Here is a 23,677-nt window from a genome sequence, read left to right on the forward strand (position 1 = left end):
CGCGAGCTGGCCCGCAATACCGACAGCAAGCTGGGTTACCTGCCACATGGGGCACACCGTCAAGCCGCTTTCCGGCGGGCACGTCCCAAGACAGCCAAGCTCGTGAGCGAGTCGGAGTTGCGTGACTACGTCAAGGACAAGCTGCTCATACGCTGGTCTCCGGAACAGATTAGCAACACGCTGATCGAAGAGTTCCCAGACAACCCGGAGATGCGTGTGAGACCAGAAACGATCTATCAAGCCCTCTACCTCCAGGCCAGAGGCGGACTCAAACGCGAAGTGCAGTCAGCGCTGCGCAGCGGACGGACACGCCGCAAACCACACACGACTGGCGAACAACGCACGCCACGGTTCGTGGACCCGATGGTCATGATTTCCGAGCGTCCACCCGAAATCGAAGACCGCGCAGTCCCGGGCCATTGGGACGGCGACCTCATCACCGGAACCAATAACCAGTCCGCGATCGCGACCCTGGTCGAACGCACCACCCGCTACGTGATGCTCGTCCACCTCCCAGGCGACCATCCCGCCGAAACCGTCCGGGACGGCCTCATCAAAACCATGGCCACCCTGCCGGCGCACCTGCGCGGATCCCTGACCTGGGACCAGGGTGCGGAAATGGCTGGCCACAAATCCTTCACCCTCGCCACCGACATGCAGGTCTATTTCTGCGACCCCGCCAGCCCATGGCAGCGCGGCTCGAACGAGAACACCAACGGACTGCTGCGCCAGTACTTCCCCAAAGGAACCGACCTGTCCGTCTTCGGCCCCGAAGACCTCGAACACGTCGCCCAGGAACTCAACGGCCGTCCACGCAAAACGCTCGGCTGGAAAACTCCAGCCGAGCGTTTACGTGATTTACTACTAACCACCTAACCAACAGGCGTTGCAACGACCCCTAGAAACCGCCAACGGTGCGGGGCCGACGTCGTGTTCGGAGTATTTCGCCTTAGTCCTCGATGGTGGCGATGACCGCGCCGGCGGCAACGGTCTCACCTGCGGTGGCGGAGAGGCCGCGGACGGTACCGGCCTTGTGGGCAGTCAACGGCTGCTCCATTTTCATGGCTTCCAGGACCACGATCAGGTCGCCCTCGGCCACGACGTCGCCTTCAGAAGCTGCCACCTTAACGATGGTGCCCTGCATGGGGGAAGTAAGTGCGTCGCCGCCCGCAGCTGCAGCCGTGGCACCGGCCGAACGGGAGCGCTTCTTGGACTTGCCGGACTTGGTACCTGAACCGCTGGAAACAGCTGCGACACCGCCACCCAGCCCGGACGGCAGTACTACCTCAAGGCGCTTGCCACCAACCTCGACGACGACGCGCTGGCGGTCACCGGCGTCGGGCGTCTCTGCGCCTGCTACGTTGGCCGACCATGCCGGGATGCTGTTGACGAACTCGGTCTCGATCCAGCGTGTGTGGACCTTGAACGGGCCCTCCGCCGGGGCGAATGCCGGATCGGTGACCACTGCGAGGTCGAAGGGGATGACAGTGGGAATGCCCTCAACCACCATCTCCTCCAACGCCCGGCGTGAACGCTGGAGCGCCTGCTCGCGGGTTGCTCCCGTGATGATCAGCTTGGAGAGCATGGAGTCGAAGTTGCCGCTGATGACGTCGCCCTGCTCCACGCCGGAATCCACCCGAACGCCGGGTCCGGTCGGGTTTTTCAGCGTAGTGATGGTGCCGGGGGCAGGCATGAAGTTACGGCCCGGGTCCTCACCCGTGATGCGGAACTCGAAGGAGTGGCCGCGGACCTCGGGATCGTCATAGCCCAGTGCTTCGCCGCGGGCAATGCGGAACTGCTCGCGGACCAGGTCGATTCCCGTGACTTCCTCGGACACGCAGTGCTCCACTTGGAGGCGGGTGTTGACCTCGAGGAAGGAAATGGTGCCGTCCTGGCCTACCAGGAACTCGCAGGTGCCGGCACCCAGGTAGTTTGCTTCCTTCAAGATGGCCTTGGAGGATTCGTAGAGGCGCTTGTTCTGCTCTTCGCTGAGGTACGGCGCGGGTGCTTCCTCAACAAGTTTCTGGTTGCGGCGCTGCAGCGAGCAGTCGCGGGTGGAGACCACTACCACGGTGCCGAAAGCATCGGCCAAGCACTGTGTTTCCACGTGGCGCGGGGCATCGAGGAACCGCTCGATGAAGCACTCGCCTCGGCCGAAAGCTGCAATGGCTTCGCGGACTGCGGATTCGTACAGCTCGGGGATTTCCTCCATGGTGCGGGCCACCTTGATGCCGCGACCACCGCCGCCGAAGGCAGCCTTGATAGCAACCGGAAGCCCGAATTCCTCGGCGAACTTCATGATTTCGTCCGCGGATTCCACGGGGTCAGCCGTGCCGGGGACCAGGGGAGCGCCTACCTTTTCGGCGATGTGGCGGGCCTGCACCTTGTCACCCAGAGCGGAGATGGCTTCCGGGGAGGGCCCGATCCACGTGATGCCGGCGTCGATGACCTTGGCGGCGAACTCGGCGTTCTCTGCAAGGAAGCCGTAACCGGGGTGGATGGCGTCCGCGCCGGACTGCTTGGCGACGTCGATGATCTTGTCCATCACCAAGTACGACTCAGCAGCCGTGGTGCCGCCCAGCGCGTAGGCTTCGTCGGCAAGGCGAACGTGCAGGGCATCACGGTCAGGGTCGGCGTAAACGGCTACGGAGGCAATGCCTTCGTCCCGGGCGGCTCGGATGATGCGGACCGCGATTTCGCCGCGGTTGGCAATCAAGACCTTGGTGAGAGGGCTGGAAATGGGCTGCGCCGGGTTAGCTGACAAGTTGTTGACTCCTTCTGTCCTTGAGGAGCCTAGCGCGATTGTGAGGGTTCCGCCCATATTCATGGGGGATTCCGTGTGTGGGGCGCTGTTCCTTTGTAGGGTTGCTACAAAACACTTTTACTGGTTGTTCGCGGCCCACAGCTCCGTGATGCCCACGTTCGCGTGGACCAGCAGGTCCCGGAGTGTGGAGATGGAAAGCCCGACGACGGCGTGTGGGTCGCCGTCCACTTTACGAATGAAAGCCCCGCCCAAGCCGTCGATGGTGAAGGATCCGGCGCAGTGGAGCGGTTCTCCGGTAGCGATGTAGGCGTCGATGTCGCTGGTGCTCATTTGAGCGAAGTGAACCTCGGCGCTCGATACCGCTCCAACGGTGGCGCCCGTGCCTTCGGGAGCCTCATTCCCGGCTGCATCGTCGTCGTCCGCGTCGTACTCGTCCGCGTCAGCGGCGGTATCCCGGCAGTCAACCAACCAGTGGCCTGTGTGAAGCACACCCTGCGAGCCACTCATTCGCAGCATCCGTTCCCGGGCGACCTCCGCGGTGTAGGGCTTGCCGTGCGACTCGCCGTCGAACTCGAACACCGAATCACAGCCGATCACCAATGCGCCTTCAGCTTTGGGGAGTGCGGCCACGGCCTCAGCCTTGGCGCGGGCCAGCAGGAGAGCGGTGTCGTGGGCGTCGGTCACACCGTACTTGGCCTGAACAGCGTCCTCGTCCACGTCCGAGACCAGGACGTCATGCTCGATCCCGGCTTCGGTAAGCAGCTTGGTGCGGGCAGGGGACTGGGAGGCAAGAATCAATCGGGTCACGCTCTCCAGCCTAATACGAACCATCTCTCACATCCCGCGTACTTAAACCGAACGCTCGCTCACTTGCCTCAAGCAAGTGAGCGAGCGCTGGTGAAAATCGGCTGTTATGTGAGAGAGCGCTAGTGGACCAGTTCCTCGGCGTCGGCCTTCCGGCGGTCGGTGCGGTTCAGCTTGGCGCCTTCAACATCCACGTCCGGAAGGACTCGCTCCAGCCACTTCGGCAGCCACCAGGCCTTCTCGCCGAGGAGATACATAACGGCGGGAACTATGGTCATGCGCACTACGAAGGCGTCAATCAGCACACCGAATGCCATGGCGAAGCCCAGCGGACGGACCATGGTGAGGTGGCTGAAGATGAAGCCGGAGAACACGCTCACCATGATGATCGCGGCCGCGGTGACCACGGCTGCGGCGTGGCTGAACCCTGAGCGGACAGCGTGCTTGGCAGACTCGCCGTGCATGAACGATTCCCGCATACCTGAGGTGATGAACACCTGATAGTCCATGGCGAGTCCGAACAGCACGCCAATCAGGATGATAGGCAGGAAGCTCAGGACAGCCCCCGGGTTGGCGACGTCGAAAATGCCTCCCAGCCAGCCCCACTGGTAGACGGCAACCACGGCACCAAAAGCAGCGGCCAGCGAGAGCAGGAAACCGCCGGTGGCCAGCAGGGGAACCACAATGGAGCGGAAAACCAGCAGCAACAGCAGCAAGGAGAGTCCCACTACGATCGCCAAGTACGGCGGCAACGCGGCGCCGAGCTTGTTGGACACGTCAATGTTGCCTGCGGTTTGTCCGGTGAGGCCGATCTGCACGTCAAGGTCCTCGCTGATCCCGGTTCCCTTGGCGCGGAGGTCGGACACCACCTGGACGGTACCCGCACTGGCCGGGCCTTCCTTTGGAAGGACCTGGAAGACGGCGGTGCGGCGGTCTTCGCTCAGGGCTATCGGCACGGCAGCGATGACATTCTCAACGCTGCGGAGTTGGTCCGCGACGTCGAACTGCTTGTTCTTGGCATCATTCTCGCTGAGGCCTTCGGGGAATTCGCCCACGACGACGATCGGTCCAGTCACGCCTTCGCCGAAGCTGCTGCGCGTGAGGTCGTAGGCCTTGAAGGCTTGCGAGTCCACCGGCTCGGAGCCGCCGTCGGGAAGAGCCAGCCGCAACTGCGAAGCAGGCAGCGCCAAAGCCCCCAACAGCACCACGCTGGCCACCAAGGCAACCCATGGGTGACGCGTGACCATGCCGCCCCAGCCACTGCTGCTGCGCTTCTCCTCAAGTTCACGGTCGGCAGCTTCGTGGCCCGGCTCGGCGTTGTGCTTGGCGGCCTTGGCCCAAGCGCGCTTGGAGATGAGTCGGCGGCCGATCAGTGCCAGGACGGCGGGCGTCAGGGTCAGGGCCACGACGACGGCCACGGCGACTGTCGCTGCGGCAGCAACACCCATCACGGCGAGGAAGGGCAGTCCCGGAACCACAAGTGCGGCCAAGGCGATGATGACCGTCAGGCCGGCGAAAAGCACGGCGTTACCGGAGGTGCCGGTGGCCAATGCTGCAGATTCCTCGGCGTCCATACCGGCCAGGAGCTGTGTCCGGTGGCGGTTGACGATGAACAGCGAGTAGTCAATGCCAACCGCGAGGCCGAGCATCAGGGCAAGCATGGGGGAGATGGAACTCATGTCGATCACGCTGGTGAGCGCGAACGTTCCGCCCACACCTACGGCGACGCCAATGAGGGCCATCACCAGCGGCAGGCCGGCAGCGATCAAAGTTCCGAGCATCAAAATCAGGACCAGGGCTGCAACAGCGACGCCCACAATTTCAGCGATGCCGAAGATCTCCGAGACGTCCTCGGTGATTTCCTTGCTGGCGTAGGCAGTGACGCCGGCGGAGGAAACTCCGTGGACGATCTCTTGGACTTCCTCACGGACGGCAGGGTCAACGGCGTTGATGGAGGTCTTGAACTGGACCTGGGCTACTGCGGCTTTGTTGTCACTGGAAACAAAACGGAGACCTTCAGAGGCTTCGAGCTGTCGCTTGCCAAGAGCCAGCGTGGCGGCGCCGTCGGCAGCTTCCTTGGCCCCGGCGTCGAGCTTTTCCTTGCCGGCGGCAAGTTCTGCGCGCTGCGGAGCCAGCTGGGCCTGAATCTGAGCGGGCGTAAGGCCTGAGGCAGCGAGCTGCTGTTCCACCCCGGCGAGTTGTGCCTCGCCCGCCTCCAGCTGCGTGCGGGATGCGTCCAGCTGAGCCTTGCCTTCGGCGGCCTTGGCTTCACCGGCGGCAATATCCGCTGCGGACTTGTCCAACTGCTCCTGCGTGGTGAACGGGTTGACCGTTCCCTGCACGTCCGGCATGGCTTCGAGTTTGGTGAGCGCAGCCGCAACCGCGTCCTTCTTGGCTTGATCGAAACCAGTATCCCCGGCGTCGAAAACCACGCTGGCCGAACCGCCTGATGAGTCAGGAAGGGCTTCCTTGAGCTTATCCGCCATCTGCTGGGTTTCGGTGCCCGGGATGGTGAAGTTGTTGGACATGGTGCCGTGGAATGCTGCGGCCGAGCCGCCCACTGCCACCATGACGGCCAGCCATATGGAGACGACGAGCCAGCGGCGGCGATACGAAAACTTGCCGAGACGGTAGAGGAACGAGGCCATGTCAGAACCGATCTTTGGTGGTTGGAACGGAAGGTGAGGCTGCTGCGGTTTGTGAGGACGTGTGCGACGGCGGCGCGAAGCCGGCGCCGAGAAGGCCCATCGCATCGATGAGGTGCTGGCGAAGCGCGGCAAGTGATTTCGGTGAAAGATCTGGTCCATGTTCGGTGAACCAGACAGTCATTGCTGCTTTGCCGCACGAGATCACTGAGCCTGCCAGGGCGTGCAGGTAGAGCTCACTGATGCCGGTGCCGAGCCTGCTGCGGGCGGCGTCGATAATCTGCTCGGTGCAGTGTTCCCAGGCTTCAAGCTCGGAGCGGGCAAGCTGCCGGTTGTCCTGGGTCAGGCTGAAGAGTTCGGCCATGGGTGCCACGGACATGGGGTCGGCCAGCGCCATGAGGGCAGCTTGGGCGGATTCGAGGATCGACTCCTCTTCCGGCCGCAGCCGGAACTGCTCCAACGCGTGGTCCATGAAGCCGTCGGCAACGGACGCCAAGGCGGCCTCGAGGCTGGGGAAGTAATTGAAGAAAGTTCGCCGTGAGACACCCGCGCTGGCCGCAATGTCCTCAACGGTGAAATTGCCGGACCCGTTGCTACGCAAAAGGTCCAGGGCTGCGGAGGCGATGGAACTGCGGGTGGCTGCCTTGTTGAGCTCGCGCCGGGAGGGCGTCGACTGCTCAGGGGGCGACTCCGCAGTGGCTTCCTGGCTACTGGTTTCGGTCACATACTTACACTAAGTGCAAGTTTGCACTCTGCGCAATTTGAGCTCGGGAATGCGTTCCAGGAATGCGAAAAGTCCCGCCCTTGTTCGTCACGACCACCTTTCAACGGCGAGTGTGACGAACCAGGGCGGGACCTGGCGTCGGACTAGAACTGGTGAGGCTGGCCCGGGGGAGTGGGCGGGGTGAACTGCTGCGTCTGCTCGGGCTGGTGCGGTTGAGTGGGCTGTGCCGGCTGCTGGGGCTGGCTCTGCTGCTGTGCGGCCGACTTGGTCAGGTAGATCGATTGTCCAGTAGCTCCGGGCTCGCCCTCGCCCAGGGGCAGGACGTACACGGCGGTTCCGTAGGCGCAAACTTCAGTCCAGTTGGTGCCCATTTCGGAGGTGTCGAAACGCATGGCGACGATGGCGTTCGCGCCACGCTGCTGCGCTTCATTGACCATGCGTGCCATGACTTCCTGGCGGCTTTCGTAAAGGGCCTTGGTCATTTCGGGCAGCTCACCGCCACCAAGGGAGCGGAAGCCGGCAAGCATCTGGGAGCCGATATCGCGTGAACGGACAGTGAGGCCCATGACTTCGCCGAAGACGGCGTCAATCCGGTGGCCCGGGATTTCGTTGGAGGTGACGATCAACATGGTCAGAGCCTACCCAGACTTGGCCCCTTAATCGGGGAAATCCCCACGGGGAGAACTCCCCGGGGGATTGCACCGTGGCAAAGAGGCGGTTGCTAGGCCTTCGTATCAGCCAGTTCGCGCTCGTTGCTTTCTGCTGCTGCTTTGTCCGCGGCGAATTCATCCGCGAACACTGCACCGTTGCGCGGTGCGTTGTAGAGCGCTTCATCCAGGATTCCCTGGCGCTTGGCCACGATGGCCGGGACCAGCGCTTGGCCCGCGACGTTGACGGCCGTGCGGCCCATATCCAGGATCGGGTCGATCGCCAGCAGGAGGCCGACGCCGGCAAGGGGCAGTCCCAGCGTGGACAGGGTCAGCGTGAGCATGACGACAGCGCCGGTGGTACCAGCCGTCGCAGCGGAACCGAGGACGGAGACCAGCACGATCAGCAGGTACTGGCTGAAGTCCAGGTTGATGCCGAAGAACTGTGCCACGAAGATCGCTGCGATGGCCGGGTAGATTGCTGCGCAGCCGTCCATTTTGGTGGTGGCACCCAGCGGCACGGCGAAGGAAGCGTAGCCGGAAGGGACGCCCAGGTTCCGTTCGGTGACGCGCTGCGTGAGCGGCAGCGTGCCGATCGAGGAACGGGAAACGAACGCCAGCTGCACAGCCGGCCAAACACCGGAGAAGTACTGCTTGACGGACAAGCCGTGGACGCGGACCAGGATCGGGTAGAGGACGAAGAGCACCAGGGCCAGGCCAATGTAGATGGCGGCAGTGAACTTGCCTAGGGAGCCGATGGTGTCCCAGCCGTAGATGGCAACAGCGTTACCGATGAGGCCGATGGTGCCCAGCGGGGCGATACGGATGATCCACCACAGGACCTTTTGGATGACTGCCAGTGCGGAAGCGTTGAACGTCAGGAAGGCTTCGGCCTGCTTGCCCACCTTGAGGGCAGCAACGCCGATTGCGATCGCGATGACCAGGATCTGGAGCACGTTGAAGTTGACGGCGGTGCTGACCGTGGTGGCAGCGTTGGCGCTCTCGGTGACGGTGGAGCTGGCGCCGAGTCCCAGGAAGTTCTTGGGGAAGAGGCCGATCAGGAAGGCCCACCAGTCGCCGGTCTTACCGGCGTACTTCGCTTCTTCGGTGATGCCGGTTGCGGCGCCGGGCTGCAGGAGCACGCCCAGCCCAATGCCGATCAGTACCGACACCAGGGACGTGATGGCGAACCACAGCAGGGTGTTCCACGCCAGGCGCGCGGCGTTGGACACCTGGCGCAGGTTGGCAATGGAGCTCACCACCGCGGTGAAAATCAAAGGAACGACGGCGGTCTGCAGCAATGAGACGTAGCTGGAACCAATCGTCTGGAGAGTAGCGCCGAGCCCATTGGGGGCCGTCTTGGTGCTACCCGTGTACTTGGCGATGAGGCCGAGGACGAGGCCGATGATAAGGGCCGCGATGATCTGGACGCCGAAGGAGCCGGCCCACTTGGGGAGCCGGAAGCCGGTCTTGCCAGCTGCTGGGGAAGTGTTGGTTGAGGTGCTCACCGGAACACCGTAGGTGCACCGCAAATAACATAGCGAACGGACGTTGAGAAATGTTACGCGGCCTCGACAGCCGCGCTGCCAGTTGACTCGCAGCTTTCCGGCCCTGAGCGGGGTTTATGTGAAGTTATTCCCGTAAGCGGTGTGGCGATGATCTCTGAGCAAAGCGGGAACGGGTGCGCTACTGGTGCCGAAGGGGTGCACGGGGCGGGAACGGGTGCGCTACTTGTGCCGAAGGGGTGCGCGGGGCGGGAACGGGTGCGAGGCGGGCATCGTGAGTGGGACTCAGGGCTGCCGCCCGGCTCCGTCCTGGTAGCAACGTCTCAGCCAGCACTGTCATAGCTGCGCACCATTTACCGCCGATCGCACCCGTGACCACTGGTGCGAAATGGGGGAACGGGTGCGCTACTGGTGCCGAAGGGGTGCGCGGGGCGGGAACGGGTGCGAAGCGGGCATCGTGAGCGGGACTCAGGGGTGCCGCCCAGCTCCGCCCTGGTAGCAACGTCTCAGCCAGCACTGTCATAGCTGCGCACCATTTACCGCCGATCGCACCCGTAACCACTGGTGCGAAATGGGGGAACGGGTGCGCTACTGGTGCCGAAGGGGTGCACACGGCGGGAACGGGTGCGAGGCGTCCCCCGAGCGCCCGGGGGCACGCCGTCAGAGCCTCAGCCCAGTAGCGCCCGGCGCAGAACGTCCAAACCTACGGAGCCGATGTTCAACGCCTTGCTGTGGAAGGACTTCAAGTCGAAGCCTTCGCGCGATTCAAGCTCGGCCCGGATCTGCTCCCACAAACGCTGCCCCACTTTGTAGGACGGCGCTTGTCCGGGCCAGCCGAGGTAGCGGGTGAATTCGAACTGGAGTTGGCCCTCGCTGATGTCAAGGTTGGACTTGAGGAAGTCAAAGCCCTTCTCCGGTGTCCAGGTCCCGGTGCCCCAGCGCTCGGGGACGGGCAGTTCCAGGTGCACACCGATGTCGAACACCACGCGGGCCGCACGCATGCGCTGGCCGTCCAGCATGCCCATGTGGTCGCCCGGATCTTTGAGGTATCCCAGTTCAAGCATGAGTTGCTCAGCGTAGAGGGCCCAGCCTTCGCCGTGGCCGGATACCCAGCAGACGTTCCGGCGCCAGTTGTTGAGCAGTTCACGCCGGTACGTTGCCGTGGCAACTTGGAGGTGGTGGCCGGGGACGCCTTCGTGGAACACCGTGGTTGTTTCGGACCAGGTGGTGAAGGCGTCTTCGCCTGCCGGTACGGACCACCACATGCGGCCCGGGCGGGAGAAGTCGTCAGACGGGCCGGTGTAGTAGATGCCGCCTTCATCGGTGGGGGCGATCATGCACTCAAGGGTCTTCATGACATCCGGAATGTCGAAGTGGACGTCGGCCAGCTCGGATACGGCCCGGTCGGAGAGTTCCTGCATCCAGGCCTTGAGGGCGTTGGTGCCGTTGATCTGGCGCGCCGGATCGTTATTGAGGATGCTCTTGGCTTCTTCGATCGAGGCTCCGGGCTTGATTTGGCCGGCAACCTTCTCCTGCTCGCTGATGAGTCGCTCAAGCTCCTGTACGCCCCAGGCATACGTTTCTTCCAGGTCGACTTCGGCACCGATGAACGAACGGGAAGCCAAGCTATAACGTTCGCGGCCCACGGCGTCCTTTTCCGGGGCTACGGGGAGGAGTTCGTCGCGAAGGAAGTCACCAAGGGCGCTGTACGCCGAACGCGCGGCCGCAGTCCCGGCGTCGAGCTTTGATTGAAGCTCCGCGGGCAGTGGCGCGTCACCAAGGGCAGCGGTGGCTGCCATTCTGGCGAAGAAACCGTCCTCGGCGGCGTAACGGCCGGTCTGTTCAATGACGATCCTCACTTGGCGGGCGGCGGCTACTTTTCCGGCGGCCGCAGCCGAGCGAAGTGACACAATGTAGCCCTCAATCGCGCCGGGAACGTTGGAAGTGCGGCCTGCAATGTGATCCCACTGTTCAACCGTGTCCGTGGGCATGAGGTCGAAGATGGCGCGGATGTCCTGCGAGGGGGAGGCGATGTTGTTGAGGTCGGCCGCATCCCAGCCGGACTCGTGAATCTCCAGCTCCAGGCCGAGCCGCTCGCGCATGGCGTCCAAGGTAACGGCATGCACGTCATCGGACGGCTCAAGGCCTGCCAGAGCATCCAGCGCCTGCCGCGCGGCCAGCGCCTGTGCTTCGGCGCCGGCCGGAGAGTAGTCCTGGTATTCGGTTTCGTGTCCCGGCAGGCCCAGCGTGGTGGCGAAACTGGGATTGAGTTCGATCAGCTTTTCTGTGTACGCGTCAGCGACGGCATCGATAGCGGACTTCGGGCGTACGGGGGTGTTTGCAGTAGTCACCCACAGAGCCTAGCCGCGACGCCGCTTACGTGAAAGGGTTGTTGAACTTTTTGAACGAACGGGGGATTTAACCTCGGCTGCGCTTCCAAGCGCCAGGACCCGGCGTGGGGTCCAAGCGTAGTTGCTGGCGACGCACCCAGTGCCGGACGTTCGGCTTGGACGGCACCGCTTCCTGCTGGCCTCCGAGGGAAACCACGACGGCGGCAAGCGCCGCGAGCTCTTCGGCCGTGGGCTCGCCCTTGACCACCGAGAACAGGGGAGTGGCCGGTTCCTGATCAGACGCCGGCTCGGCGCGATGCTTTGCCGCGCTCACAGCGGGATGTTTCCGTGCTTCTTGGTGGGCAAGCTCGCACGCTTGTCGCGGAGGGCACGTAGCCCGCGGATGATCTGCAGGCGCGTATCCGAAGGAGCAATGACTGCGTCAACGTAGCCCAGCTGTGCCGCCTGGTACGGGTTCAGGAGTTCTTCCTCGTAGCCTTGGATGATCTCGGCGCGTTTGGCTTCTACGTCGCCGCCGGCTTCTGCCACGGCAGCGAGATCGCGACGGTAAAGGATATTAACTGCACCCTGGGCGCCCATGACGCCGATCTGGGCGGTGGGCCAGGCGAGGTTCAAATCCGCGCCCAGCTTCTTTGAGCCCATCACGATGTACGCACCACCATAGGCCTTCCGGGTGATGACCGTGAGCTTGGGAACGGTTGCTTCGGCGTAGGCGTAGAGGAGCTTGGCGCCGCGGCGGATGATGCCCTGGAACTCCTGATCCTTGCCGGGCAGGAAGCCGGGGACGTCCACCAGCGTGATGATGGGCACGTTGAAAGCATCGCAATGGCGGACGAACCGGGCTGCTTTCTCGGAGGCCGAGATGTCCAGCGTTCCCGCGAACTGCATGGGCTGGTTGGCCACGATACCCACGGTGTGTCCCTCAACGCGGCCGTAGCCGATCATGACGTTGGGGGCGTACAAGGACTGCATTTCGAGGAAGTGTGCGTCGTCCACGATCTGCTCAATAACCTTGCGCATGTCGTAAGGCTGGTTGGCGGAATCGGGAATCAGCGAATCCAGTGCATGGTCGTCATTATTGAGTTCCAGTTCCTGGTCGTGCTCCACCACGGGGGCTTCGGACAGGTTGTTGGAAGGGAGGAAATCCAGGAGTTCGCGGACGAATTCGATCGCGTCGGCTTCGTCGGAAGCAAGATAGGTGGAGGTGCCGGTGGTGGCATTGTGCTGCCGTGCGCCACCGAGAGTTTCCATGTCAACGTCCTCGCCGGTGACAGTCTTGATGACGTCAGGGCCGGTGATGAACATGTGTGAAGTCTTGTCCACCATGACCACGTAATCGGTCAGGGCGGGGGAGTAGGCGGCGCCACCGGCGCACGGGCCCATGATGAGGGAGATCTGGGGGACCACGCCGGAAGCGTGGACGTTGTTGCGGAAGATGTCCGCGAACATGGCCAGTGAGGCGACGCCTTCCTGGATACGTGCGCCGCCGCCGTCGTTGATCCCTACAACCGGGCAACCGTTGCGGAGGGCGAATTCCTGGACCTTGACGATCTTTTCGCCGTTCACTTGGCTCAACGAACCGCCGTAGACGCTGAAGTCCTGGCTGTAGATGGCGATGAGGCGGCCGTCCACGGTTCCGTATCCGGAGACGACGCCGTCACCGAGCGGCTTCTTCTTTTCCATGCCGAAGGCAGTGGAGCGGTGCACTGCGAGGGCGTCGAACTCGACGAACGATCCGGGATCGACCAGAAGGTCGATGCGTTCGCGGGCAGTGTTCTTGCCACGCGCGTGCTGCTTTTCGATCGCTTCCGGGCCGGAAGGCTGTTCTGCACGGGCCTGGCGGTCGCGGAAGTCTGCAATCTTTCCCGCTGTCGTTGTCAGATCGTGGCTCATCAAATGTCTCCGGCTCTGTAGCTGATTTTCGCTGGCGCAATCCCGGGTACGGACAAGAAGCTGACTTAAGTAGCTTCCGTACAAAGAACAGGCCCCGCAGGCCAGTCTAGTGACGCCTTTGCCGCGAACCGCTGTAGAAACCCTACAATTTTCAGCGTCCAAGCCAAAGCCATCACTATGTTACCCGCCAGTAACATAGTTGGGTTAGAGTGTCTGCATGACTTCAAGCAACGGCGCTTCCTCCGCCTCCACAGAGGGTCAAACGCAACGCACCAGCCCCTACGTGACCACTGCTTCACTCAAGGGCAAGACCATCCTTATGTCCGGCGGCAGCCGTGGCATCGGCCTGGCCATCGCCACCCGGGCGGCCCGCGATGGCGCCAACATCGTGATCATGGCCAAGACGGGCGATCCCCACCCCAAACTCGAGGGCACCGTTTTTACCGCCGCGGAACAGCTGGTGGAAGCAGGTGGCCAGGCGCTGCCGCTCGTCGGGGACGTCCGCGATGATGATGACGTCGCCGCAGCAGTAGCCGCCGCCGTCGAGCGTTTCGGGGGAATTGACGTCGTTGTCAATAACGCCTCAGCCATTGACCTGTCCCGCACCGACGCGGTGGACATGAAGCGCTTCGACCTCATGCAGGACATCAACGTCCGCGGCACGTTCCTGCTCTCCAAACTGGCCCTGCCCGCCCTGCGGGAATCCGGCCACGGCCACATCCTCACCCTGTCTCCGCCCCTGAACCTGGACCCCAAATGGGCCGGGATGCATTTGGCCTACACCATGGCCAAGTACGGGATGAGCCTCACCACCCTGGGGCTGGCCGAAGAGCTGAAGAACGACGGCGTCTCGGTCAACTCGCTCTGGCCGTGCACCTTGATCGACACCGCCGCGATCCGGAACATGCCCGGTGGGCAGCAGATCGTGCAGGCGGCACGAGGGCCGGAAATCATGGCTGACGCCGCCCATGCCGTGCTGACTGGTACGGCCTCTACCGGGAACTTCTACACGGACGAGGAGGTGCTGCGGGCTGCCGGAGTAGCGGACTTCACTCCCTACAGCCTCGGCGCGCCCGAAGACCGCTTGGTGCCGGACATTTTCCTCTAGGCGGATTCACAGGCGTTTTTCCGGGCAGCCATCATCCGGGGACGCTGCGACTGGATAGGATTCAGCTATGGATGCCGAACAGCCAGACAACAGCGAACCCCAGGCCCGTTCCGCGTTGAACCGTGAAGCTCTGGACCGTGAGGCACTGCTTCAGCCGGAATTCTTGTCGGCCACCGGCATCTCGCATCTGGATATTGTCCAATCCACGGGTTCCACCAACCAGGACCTCGTGCGGGCTGTGACAGTGGAGCCCAAGAAGTGGGCTGACCTTTCCGTGTTGACCGCCGAACACCAGACGGCGGCGCGTGGACGGCTGGACCGCCATTGGGAATCACCCGAGCGCTCGGCGGTATCCGTCTCCATGGTGCTGCGTCCGGTCACGGCTGAGGGCATGCCGGTTCCTACGCAGAGCTATTCCTGGCTGTCACTGCTTGCCGCTGTAGCGCTACGGGAGGCCCTGCAGGAAACGGCGGGCATCACCGCTGAGATCAAGTGGCCAAATGATGTGCTGGTCAACGGGCGCAAGGTGGCCGGCATCCTGGCGCAGATGACTCCTCTCGGTGACGGCTCCGTTCCGGCAGTCATCCTGGGCGTTGGACTCAACGTGTCCTTGGCCGAGGACGAACTTCCGGTTCCCACGGCAACCTCGCTCGCTTTGGAAGGTGCAGCGACGACGGACCGCACCGCGCTGCTGAAGAGCTACCTGTCACGCTTCGCACGGCTTTACCGCAGCTTCTGCAACTCCGAAGGGGACCCTGCAGCCGGACTGGTGGGTGGCCCATCCCTTCACAAACGTGTTGAATCTGCCATGGTGACGTTGGGCCGCGAAGTGCGCGCGCACTTGCCCGGGGATCACGAACTCGTGGGGCATGCCTCGCGCTTGGACGAGCACGGCTCGTTGCTGGTGGTGGACCACGGTGGCAGGGAACATGTTGTGACAGCCGGTGATGTGGTGCACTTGCGCGCCACAGAAAGCGGTTATGCGTAAAGAGTTACTCCCGGGGGAGCAGGTCATTACGATCACGCGCCAACAGGCCCGCTCACTGTTCTTTCCGGTGCTGGCCTTTATCGCGGTTCCTGCTGCTACAGGCTTTGCCTGTGCTTGGATTGTCAGGGAAAACCCGCAGCGGCTTGCGCCGTTCATCACGGCGGAGTGGACGCCATGGCTCATGGGTACGGTGCTTGTCCTCGCCGGGTGGTTCCTTGCCGCCTACAGCCTCAAGCGTGTGTTGCGGTGGCGTTCGGTTAAGTACATTCTGACAAGCAGACGCGTATTTGCCCGGAATGGAATGTTTCGGCGAAATGATTGGCAGGTATCGCTGGTGGCCATCCGAAACGTGGGTGTCCAGCAGAGCATGATTCAACGGACGTTGCACTCGGGGAATATATCCTTGGATACCGGGCACTCCGGAATAGCCGTCCTGACAGATGTTCCTGAAGTGGGAAAGTTCAGGGGTTTCATTCTTGACGCGATGGACGAACTCCCGCAAGGTGAGATTTTTGAGGGTGAAGTACTGAGGGATTTTGAAGAATTGCCGTGGGAGTTGAGAGAAGGTGGAAGAGATGAGCGTTGAGGATCAGCAGTCCGGCGAGGAGCTGGACCAGGAGTTCGACGCCGTACCGGAGCCTTCCGTGGACGAAGACACTGAGGCCGGGCCTGCTCCGGCGTCGGTCCCAACCGGTCCGCCCACTGGTGTGATGTCCGCGGAGCGCCTGGCCATCAAGGCGCTCGAGGCGAAGCTCCTAGGCGGAGAACGCAAGCTCCGGCGTCGTGAAGTTGCCGCCGGCGCGGGCGTGTCCATCCTGTCCGCACGGAAAATTTGGCGTGCGCTGGGATTCCCCAATTTTGGCGACGAGGATGTCGCGTTCACTGAACGTGACCAAGCTGCTTTGTCCAGCATCCTGGATCTGGTCCGGGCCGGGCTTCTGACTGAGGAAGCGGCGATCTCGGTGACCCGTTCCATCGGGCAAATGACTGACCGCATGGTGGTCTGGCAGATCGAAGCCTTGGTTGAAGACATGGTCTCTGAGCAAGGAATTCCTGATGCTGTGGCGCGTAAACAACTGGTGGGACAGCTGCCGGCGCTGGTGGAGTCCTTGGAAGAAATCCTGGTGTACTCCTATCGCCGTCAGCTCAATGCAGGCGTCCAGCGCCTCGCCGTTCGCGCGGAAGCCGGGTTGCAAGCCAGCGAGGAAGGCCGCGAGGGCGACGAAGACGATTCGCCGTTGCCTTTGGCCCGGGCGGTGGGATTCGCTGACCTTGTCTCGTACACCAGCCTTTCCCGGCGTATGAACGAGAAAACGCTCGCCCAATTGGTGCAGCGTTTTGAAAACAAGTGCGCCGAAATCATTTCCGTGGGTGGCGGGCGACTGGTCAAAACCGTGGGCGACGAAGTCCTGTACATCGCCGAAACCCCTGCAGCCGGAGCCGAAATTTCCCTGGCTCTGGCCCAAGCGTTCACTGAGGACGAGATCCTCCCGCAGTGCCGCGTCTCCATGGTCTGGGGCCGCATCCTGTCCAGGCTTGGCGATATTTACGGACCTACAGTCAACCTTGCTGCACGGCTCACCACGCTGGCGCAGCCCGGGACGGTCCTCGTGGATGCCATGACCGCTGCTGCCCTCGGCCAGGACGACCGTTTCGTCCTGGTTCCGCAGAAATCGGAGAACGTCCGTGGCTTCGGTGAGATCCATCCTGTAATGCTCGCCCGCGGACGGGGCAAGGGTTTGGTGCTGGACTAGGCGCCTGCTGACAGCCCGTCTGGGCCGCACGCTCTCTCACGTCCCTCGGACTTCAGCCGATCGCTCTATCGCTTTCTTCATGAAAGTGAGAGGGCGATCGGCGTTAAGGGCTGTTACTTGAGAGAGGGTTGGGGATATCTGCGGTTCCTGAGAACTCCGTCACGACTTAGCAAAACGTTGGATTAACCCGGTAGTCTTAGCGTTGTTTGTGTCGTGAATGGCCGTGGGGTGCGGCGCCGGCTGCCTAGTGCTGCCTAAATTGTGGGGGAATGTGGATGGCTCTGCCTGACGGGTCCGGAAACCGCCGTGCCAAAAACCGCCAGCGTAAGGTCATGTCGGCCACCGCATTTTCCGTTGCCGCCGCGGTCTTGGTCACCGGTGCCATCCTCTATCCGGGGTTCAAGACCACCGAGGTGGATCTCAATGATGGCGGCGTCTGGGTAGTCAGCAAGTCCAAGAATGCCGCCGGACGGCTCAATTACCCCTCCAAGTCCTTGGACGGTGCGGTGACGCCTGCGAGCAAGGATTTCGACGTCCTCCAGCAGGCCGGTGACATCTTCATTGATGATCCCGAGGGCGCCACCATCAACCCCGTAAGCGCTGCGAACATGCGCCTGGGTGGAGACCAAAAGCTGCCTGGTTCGGCGGATGTGAGTTTCGGCCACAAAGTGCTGGCAGTCACCGACCCCTCCAAGGGCAAGGTCTGGGCACTGTCCGCCGGATCCGTGGGTGGGTTCAGCGATGAGTCCGAACCACTGTTCGAGCAATCGCCCGGAATTATTTCTGTAGTGGGTGTAGACGACACCATCCACACCGTGGATCCGGAGTCCGGCAGCGTCACCGCCACCAAGGTGGACGCCAACGGCAAATCAGTGGATTCGCAGGTCCGCACGGACGATGCTCTGAAAGGAGCCGGGGACCTTCAGCTGACGGCCGTGGGCGACAAAGCAGTGGTCCTCAATGAAGCCTCGGGGAACATCGTTCTCCCGGGCGGCGCAACCGTCCACTTGGACGACGCCCGCGACGCCAAGCTTCAACAAACAGGACCGGCTGCGGATTTCGTGGCCATCGCCACTACCAAGGCACTCCTCCTTCAGCCCTTGGACGGTGGAACAGCAAAGACTGTCCGGGCCGATGGCGAAGGCATTCCCGCAGTGCCCGTGCAGTTGGGAACATGCACCTACGCTGCGTGGTCCGGTGCCAACAAGTACGTCCGCGAGTGCAGCAACGAGGCTGACAACCGCCGCGCCGATGTTCCCAAGGCGAGTGCGTCGCCGTCGTACGTTTTCCGGGTCAACCGCGATCTTGTGGTTCTGAACGACGTCAATTCCGGCAACGTCTGGATGGTCAACCAGAACATGCAATTGGTGAACAACTGGGATGACGTCATTCCTCCCCAACAAACATCGGACGACGCCGACAAAGACTCTGCGGACGAAGTCCAGCAGACGGTCCTCCCGGATCGCAGCAAACCAAACACGCCGCCGGTGGCGAAGGCGGACTCCTTTGGAGTGCGCGCCGGCAAGACCACCCTCCTGCCTGTCTTGGACAATGACGCCGATTCCGACGGCGATGTGCTGACGGTTGCCGCCGACCAAACGGTGAGATCAGGCGCGTTGGCTCCTGTTTACGGCGGGACGGGTTTCCAGATTTCCGTGCCGGCGGAGCAAACCGGGGCGGAGACGTTCAAGTACTCCGTGGATGATGGCCGTGGCGGAACCGGGGCGGCGAACGTCGACCTCCGGATTGTCCCGCCGGGTGAGAACAACGCTCCGCAGCAGAAGCCCAACAGGAACAATGCCTTGGTGGTGCAGACGGGGAAGATCGCCAACCAGTACATCCTCAATGACTGGATTGATCCCGACGGCGATGACATCTTCGCTGTCGCTGCGAGCAGCAGCGATCCCGCGGACCAAGTGCGCATCAGGCCGGACGGGCTCCTGACGTTCCAGGACTCCGGAGCCGGGCCTGGAAAGAAGACCATTTCCCTAACGGTCTCCGACGGCACCTTGAGCACCGAAGGGCGCATCAGTGTTGATGTCCGCGCACCCGGGGCCTTGCCGCCCATCGCGAACGCCGATCACGTGGTTGCCGTGGCCGGCCAGGACACGGTGATAGCCCCGCTCAAGAACGATACTGATCCGCAAGGCGGCACGCTCCGGCTTGCACAGGCACAGCCGGATGAACAGTCCACGGCCGTGATGGGTCCGGACCAGCAAACGTTTACTTTCAACTCGACCTCCACCGGCCCCCATTACGTCACTTACATGGTCACCAACGGCCCGGCGAGCGCGCAGCAGTTGGTGCGCGTAGACGTAGTGTCCGGTAACAACGACGGCGCCCCTGTTGCTGTTCGGGACATTGCGCTTCTGCCCAGTGGCGGCAGCACCGTGGTGGATGTGCTCGGCAACGACTCGGACCCGGCCGGAGGCGTCCTGGTGGTCCAGTCCGTCACTGCGGAGGATGGCTTGCCGGTTACGGTAGCGGTTCTGGACCATTCGGTGGTCAAGGTCACGGACATTCGCGCCACCGGACAAGTGTCCCTGAAATACACCATTTCCAACGGCAAAGCGTCGGCCACGGGAGACATCTCAGTGCAGGTAGTACCGGCGCCCAGTAAGCTGCAGGCGCCGCAGGCCAAGCCGGACGAAGTGTCGGTACGCGTCGGAGACGTGGTGACCGTTCCTGTCCTGGACAACGATTCGGACCCCAACGGCGGCGAGCTGACCCTCGACCCCGAGCTGGCGCAACAGCCCGACGCCGCTGATGGCAGGATGTTCATCGCGGGCAATACCCTGCGCTTCATCGCAGGCGAGATCCCCAAGACCGTCTACGCCATTTACAAGGTCAGCAATGCGTCAGGACAGACCGACTCCCAACAAGTCACCATCCGCATCCGTGCCCGCGATGACGCCACCAACACCCGCCCTGAGCCGCGAAACCTGACCGCGCGGGTAGTAGCCGGCATGACCGTCAAGATCCCCGTGACGTTGGACGGCATTGACGCCGACGGCGACTCCGTCCAACTCATTGGCGTAGACAAAGCGCCTGCACTCGGTACCGCCGTGGTGCGGGACGGCTACATGGAATTCACCGCTGCCGCCACTTCCGCAGGTACTGACACGTTCAGCTACCGCGTGCGCGACCGGATCGGAGCGGAGAACACCGGCACCGTGATTGTGGGTATTGCGCCGGCAGAAGCGAACAACCAAAAGCCGATAGCCGTTGACGATGCCATTGAGGTCCGTCCAGGGCGCCGGATTGCAGTAGATGCCCTGAAGAACGACTCGGACCCGGACGGCGACCCTATTGGCCTGGTGAATTCCTTTGAAGCCAACCCGGAACTCCAGGTGGAAGTTGCCTCCGGCAAAGTCCTCCTGACCGCGCCGGGCGTCACCGGAAACGAAAGCATCAGCTACCGGATCCAAGACGACAAAAAAGCTGAGGCCAGCGCCGTGGTCAGGGTTCAAACGAGCCCGACGGCGGCCCTCCACGTTCCCATTGCAGTGGATGACCGCATCACACTGGCTGAAACGCTTGGCAAGACGGCGGTAGACGTCCCGGTACTGAAGAACGACTCCGACCCCGACGGAGTAGCGGAAGATCTGACCATCACCCTGCCGGATGAGAATCCGAACGCACGCGTGGGCACCGCTGGGAACGTTGTGGTGACTCTCACTCCGCAGGACCAGCTGATCCCGTACACCGTGACGGACATGGACGGGCAGTCGGCCACTGCCGTGATGTGGATACCCGGCCAAGGCCTGCAGTATCCCACCCTCGCCAAGACCGAACCCGTTGAGGTCATGTCCGGCAAGGAAGTGACGGTTTCGCTCCAGGAATATGTCCGGGTGCGGGAAGGCCGGCAACCCCGGCTCACAGTGGCAGACAAGATCCGTGTCCAGGGAGCCGATCCCAACAACGTTATTGCCGGCGATGGGAATGCGCTGCGGTACGCAGCGCAGACGGACTATGTTGGTCCGGGATCCATCACCTTCGAGGTGACTGACGGATCCGGTCCGGACGACTCACAAGGCCTGAAGTCCACGTTGACCATCATCACCAAAGTGATCCCGGACCCCAACGCTAACCACATCCCTACCTTCAGCGGCGCTTCCATCGAAGCGCCCAAGGGTGAAACCACCGAGCTGGAATTGGCGAACCTTGCCAAGGACGTTGACGAAAGGGATCAGGGGAACCTGAAGTTCGAGCTGGACGGACAGCAGCCTGCGGGTTTCCAAACCAAGGTGGAGGGAACGGTCCTCAAAGTCACACCGGATCTCTCCGTCACTCCGGGTGCTGTGGGCACCTTCCCGTTGAAGGTCACAGACGGCCGGTCTGACGCTGTTCGGGCAACGGTAACGGCTACCGTGGTCTCGTCCAACAGGCCCAAGCCAGTAGCCAACGACGACGCTGTTGAGAAGGCCAACGCCGGACGCTCCGAGACCATCAACGTGCTGGCCAACGACTTCAACCCGTTCAATGACTCGCCGCTGACCATTGAAAGCGCCGCAGTGGAAACGGGTTCCGCCGCTGGCCAGCCGGCTGTCTCAGGTGACTCGATCACGGTCACTCCTGCTGACGGGTTCAAGGGCGTCATGGTGGTTCGCTACACGGTGTTGGACAAGACCAAGGACCCCTCGCGGCAGGCAGTGGGACGCGTCCGGATCACGGTCCGGGACAAACCTGACGCTCCGTCCGCACCGGTAGCTACTGATGTCCGGAGCCGCACCGCTGTTCTCAAGTGGGCGCCGCCTTCGGACAATGGCGCAGCCATCACCAAGTACACGGTCAAGGCGGCCGGCTTTGAACAGGTGTGTCCCACAACCACGTGCACGTTGTCAGGGCTGACCAACAATGTGAAGTACGTTTTCACCGTGTTCGCCACTAATGAGGTGGGGGATTCGCCGGCGTCGATCGCCTCCAACGAGATCCGGCCGGATGAGAAGCCCTCGCCGCCGGATGCTCCCACGGTCAAGGCCGGGGACAAGAACATGGCCATCACGTGGACTCCTGCAAAGACCGAGGGCTCTCCGGTAAAGCACTACAACTTGGAGATTTCTCCGCCGCCAGCCAACGGCATTGCCGTCAAGAACGAAGTCACCGGTTTGAGTTACACCTGGCCGGGACTGACAAATGGCGTGAAGTACAAGGTCCGCGCCCAAGCCGTTAATGAGCTCGGCCCGTCGGACTGGGGCATGTACTCCCTGGAGGACAACCCTGCTGGTTTTCCGGGAGCCCCGGCCGCACCTACTACCGCTGTGGTGGATTCTGTAGGAAAAAGTAATCAAATCCGTGCGGACTGGAGCGAGCCGGATATCAACGGTGACCCCATCAAGATGTACTACGTCACCATGAGTGGTGGAAACGGCGTGCCCCAAACGCAAACCATCCCGGGGAATGTCCGCTCTGCGGTCTTCACGGCCCAGAACGACGAAACCGGCTACACCTTCACGGTTCAAGCGGAGAACAAAGCCGGTAAGGGTGGCGTCAGTGCACCTTCGGCACCTCGACGCGCTACGGGAACCCTGATGATGGTTCAAAACGTTTCGGCCACCCCTGCCAACACCGGGGGAGCCGGCCGGGCAGTCACCATTAATTTTGCTGTCCTGGACCAAACCCAACGCAACGGCTCGTCAGAGAGCGAGGTCAGCTACCGATACATCGCCAGTACCGGCCAGTCCGGCCCCATCACACCCGGGCAGACCGTGGGTGGATTCACCAACGGGCAGGCTACGTCCATTACGGTGACGGCAGTGTCCTCAGTGGCGCCGAGTTCCAATGCGAGTGCGCCGGCAACCACCACTCCGTATGGTTCCCCCGGAACGCCATCCGCTTCGGGCGCCAACGGAGGGCAAAACCAGACCACGTTGACGCTGAATTGGTCCTCGCCGTCTACCAGCAGCAATGACGTTGCAGTTACCAAGATCAGGATCACCGGAGGCGGAACGGATACCGGGTGGATCAACGAATCCGCGTCCGGCAGTCGTGTGGTCAACACCGGCGGCTACAACCAGACGCGCACCATTGAGGTGCAGACATTCAACTCCGTGGGCATAGGCGGTGGCGTTGCTTCAGCGAGTGCCCAGAGCGGGCCGCAGAAGACCTCGTGGGACGCGACGGTGCAGGCAGGCGGATACCGAACCTGCACTGACACGGCACCGTCAGGGCAGACATCCTGGAACCCTAATCCTTCCGAGCACACCTGCGATGGTCGTATCCGAGGCGTTCCATGGCTATACGAGACTGACGGCGTCTTTACGGTCAACTGCTACATCAACCGAAGTACGCCGTACCAGAACCTCGGACCTTGGTATCACATGACCAGCGGTCCGAACGCTGGCCGCTATGTGGCGCGAGGCAACACGTCGCTGGGCGAGCCCGGACCGCACCAGATTCCGCAATGCTAGGCGAATGGACGCCGGGGCGCCGGGCAGTTGTCCCCATGGCGCACCGGGCAAGGGAGACAGTACGCTGTCAAAGCCGATGGATAG

Annotated in this window: 15 protein-coding genes; 6 read left to right on the forward strand and 9 right to left on the reverse strand. The window is 62.6% G+C overall.

Going from position 1 to position 23,677, the window contains the following annotated elements:
* The coding region (locus J7I86_RS16150; protein ID WP_214821423.1) for an IS30 family transposase at positions 1–876 on the forward strand (876 nt) is incomplete at its 5' end.
* 73 nt (positions 877–949) lie between these two features.
* Here the strand turns inward: J7I86_RS16150 and J7I86_RS16155 are convergent.
* The 9 genes from J7I86_RS16155 to J7I86_RS16195 form a co-directional block, all read right to left on the reverse strand.
* The gene (locus J7I86_RS16155) at positions 950–2,821 is read right to left on the reverse strand and encodes a biotin carboxylase N-terminal domain-containing protein (RefSeq protein ID WP_286179916.1); all 1,872 of its coding nucleotides are present in this window, start codon (positions 2,819–2,821) and stop codon (positions 950–952) included.
* Between the two features lie 60 nt (positions 2,822–2,881).
* Positions 2,882–3,571 (reverse strand): nucleoside triphosphate pyrophosphatase, encoded by a 690-nt coding sequence (locus J7I86_RS16160; RefSeq protein ID WP_214821425.1) that lies wholly within the window; start codon positions 3,569–3,571, stop codon positions 2,882–2,884.
* 119 nt (positions 3,572–3,690) lie between these two features.
* The gene (locus J7I86_RS16165; protein WP_214821427.1) at positions 3,691–6,216 is read right to left on the reverse strand and encodes an MMPL family transporter; all 2,526 of its coding nucleotides are present in this window, start codon (positions 6,214–6,216) and stop codon (positions 3,691–3,693) included.
* 1 nt (position 6,217) lies between these two features.
* A complete protein-coding gene (locus tag J7I86_RS16170) occupies positions 6,218–6,937 on the reverse strand; it encodes a TetR family transcriptional regulator (protein ID WP_214821428.1) in 720 nt (239 codons plus the stop codon).
* Positions 6,938–7,080: 143 nt separating this feature from the next.
* Positions 7,081–7,566 carry a YbjQ family protein gene (locus J7I86_RS16175; protein ID WP_286179904.1) on the reverse strand — a complete coding sequence of 162 codons (486 nt, stop codon included), beginning with the start codon at positions 7,564–7,566 and terminating at the stop codon, positions 7,081–7,083.
* A 92-nt stretch (positions 7,567–7,658) separates the two neighbouring features.
* Positions 7,659–9,092 carry a dicarboxylate/amino acid:cation symporter gene (locus J7I86_RS16180; RefSeq protein WP_214821429.1) on the reverse strand — a complete coding sequence of 478 codons (1,434 nt, stop codon included), beginning with the start codon at positions 9,090–9,092 and terminating at the stop codon, positions 7,659–7,661.
* A 665-nt stretch (positions 9,093–9,757) separates the two neighbouring features.
* Positions 9,758–11,440, reverse strand: a complete 1,683-nt coding sequence (locus J7I86_RS16185; protein ID WP_214821430.1) for a DUF885 domain-containing protein — start codon at positions 11,438–11,440, stop codon at positions 9,758–9,760.
* Between the two features lie 67 nt (positions 11,441–11,507).
* A complete protein-coding gene (locus tag J7I86_RS16190; protein WP_214821431.1) occupies positions 11,508–11,753 on the reverse strand; it encodes an acyl-CoA carboxylase epsilon subunit in 246 nt (81 codons plus the stop codon).
* On the reverse strand, positions 11,750–13,333 hold the full coding sequence (locus J7I86_RS16195; protein ID WP_214821432.1) for an acyl-CoA carboxylase subunit beta: 1,584 nt from the start codon (positions 13,331–13,333) through the stop codon (positions 11,750–11,752). The genes J7I86_RS16190 and J7I86_RS16195 overlap by 4 nt, the downstream gene beginning before the upstream one ends.
* 217 nt (positions 13,334–13,550) lie before the next feature.
* Here J7I86_RS16195 and J7I86_RS16200 point away from each other — a divergent pair, with 217 nt between their 5' ends.
* The 5 genes from J7I86_RS16200 to J7I86_RS16220 all read left to right on the forward strand — a co-directional run bounded on the left by J7I86_RS16200 (position 13,551) and on the right by J7I86_RS16220 (position 23,593).
* Entirely contained in the window at positions 13,551–14,441 is an 891-nt protein-coding gene (locus tag J7I86_RS16200) for an NAD(P)-dependent oxidoreductase (RefSeq protein WP_214821434.1), read from the forward strand.
* A 67-nt stretch (positions 14,442–14,508) separates the two neighbouring features.
* Complete coding sequence (locus tag J7I86_RS16205) at positions 14,509–15,429, forward strand: biotin--[acetyl-CoA-carboxylase] ligase (RefSeq protein WP_214821436.1); 921 nt, start codon at positions 14,509–14,511, stop codon at positions 15,427–15,429.
* Entirely contained in the window at positions 15,422–16,015 is a 594-nt protein-coding gene (locus tag J7I86_RS16210; protein WP_214821437.1) for a PH domain-containing protein, read from the forward strand. The genes J7I86_RS16205 and J7I86_RS16210 overlap by 8 nt, the downstream gene beginning before the upstream one ends.
* The gene (locus J7I86_RS16215; protein WP_214821439.1) at positions 16,005–17,183 is read left to right on the forward strand and encodes an adenylate/guanylate cyclase domain-containing protein; all 1,179 of its coding nucleotides are present in this window, start codon (positions 16,005–16,007) and stop codon (positions 17,181–17,183) included. Before J7I86_RS16210 ends, J7I86_RS16215 begins: the two co-directional genes overlap by 11 nt.
* Positions 17,184–17,458: 275 nt before the next feature.
* The gene (locus J7I86_RS16220) at positions 17,459–23,593 is read left to right on the forward strand and encodes an Ig-like domain-containing protein (protein ID WP_214821441.1); all 6,135 of its coding nucleotides are present in this window, start codon (positions 17,459–17,461) and stop codon (positions 23,591–23,593) included.
* Positions 23,594–23,677: the final 84 nt, after the last annotated feature.

The organism is Arthrobacter sp. ISL-95 (genome assembly GCF_018613695.1).
In the GTDB taxonomy this organism is placed as follows: domain Bacteria; phylum Actinomycetota; class Actinomycetes; order Actinomycetales; family Micrococcaceae; genus Arthrobacter.

Bases quoted from the DNA above. Each gene is read 5' to 3' on its own strand.
- J7I86_RS16220 (WP_214821441.1), top strand. From the start codon at position 17,459: ATGGCTCTGCCTGACGGGTCCGGAAACCGCCGTGCCAAAAACCGCCAG.
- J7I86_RS16165 (WP_214821427.1), bottom strand. From the start codon at position 6,216: ATGGCCTCGTTCCTCTACCGTCTCGGCAAGTTTTCGTATCGCCGCCGC.
- J7I86_RS16195 (WP_214821432.1), bottom strand. From the start codon at position 13,333: ATGAGCCACGATCTGACAACGACAGCGGGAAAGATTGCAGACTTCCGC.
- J7I86_RS16200 (WP_214821434.1), top strand. From the start codon at position 13,551: ATGACTTCAAGCAACGGCGCTTCCTCCGCCTCCACAGAGGGTCAAACG.
- J7I86_RS16155 (WP_286179916.1), bottom strand. From the start codon at position 2,821: ATGGGCGGAACCCTCACAATCGCGCTAGGCTCCTCAAGGACAGAAGGA.
- J7I86_RS16210 (WP_214821437.1), top strand. From the start codon at position 15,422: ATGCGTAAAGAGTTACTCCCGGGGGAGCAGGTCATTACGATCACGCGC.
- J7I86_RS16205 (WP_214821436.1), top strand. From the start codon at position 14,509: ATGGATGCCGAACAGCCAGACAACAGCGAACCCCAGGCCCGTTCCGCG.
- J7I86_RS16215 (WP_214821439.1), top strand. From the start codon at position 16,005: ATGAGCGTTGAGGATCAGCAGTCCGGCGAGGAGCTGGACCAGGAGTTC.
- J7I86_RS16175 (WP_286179904.1), bottom strand. From the start codon at position 7,566: ATGTTGATCGTCACCTCCAACGAAATCCCGGGCCACCGGATTGACGCC.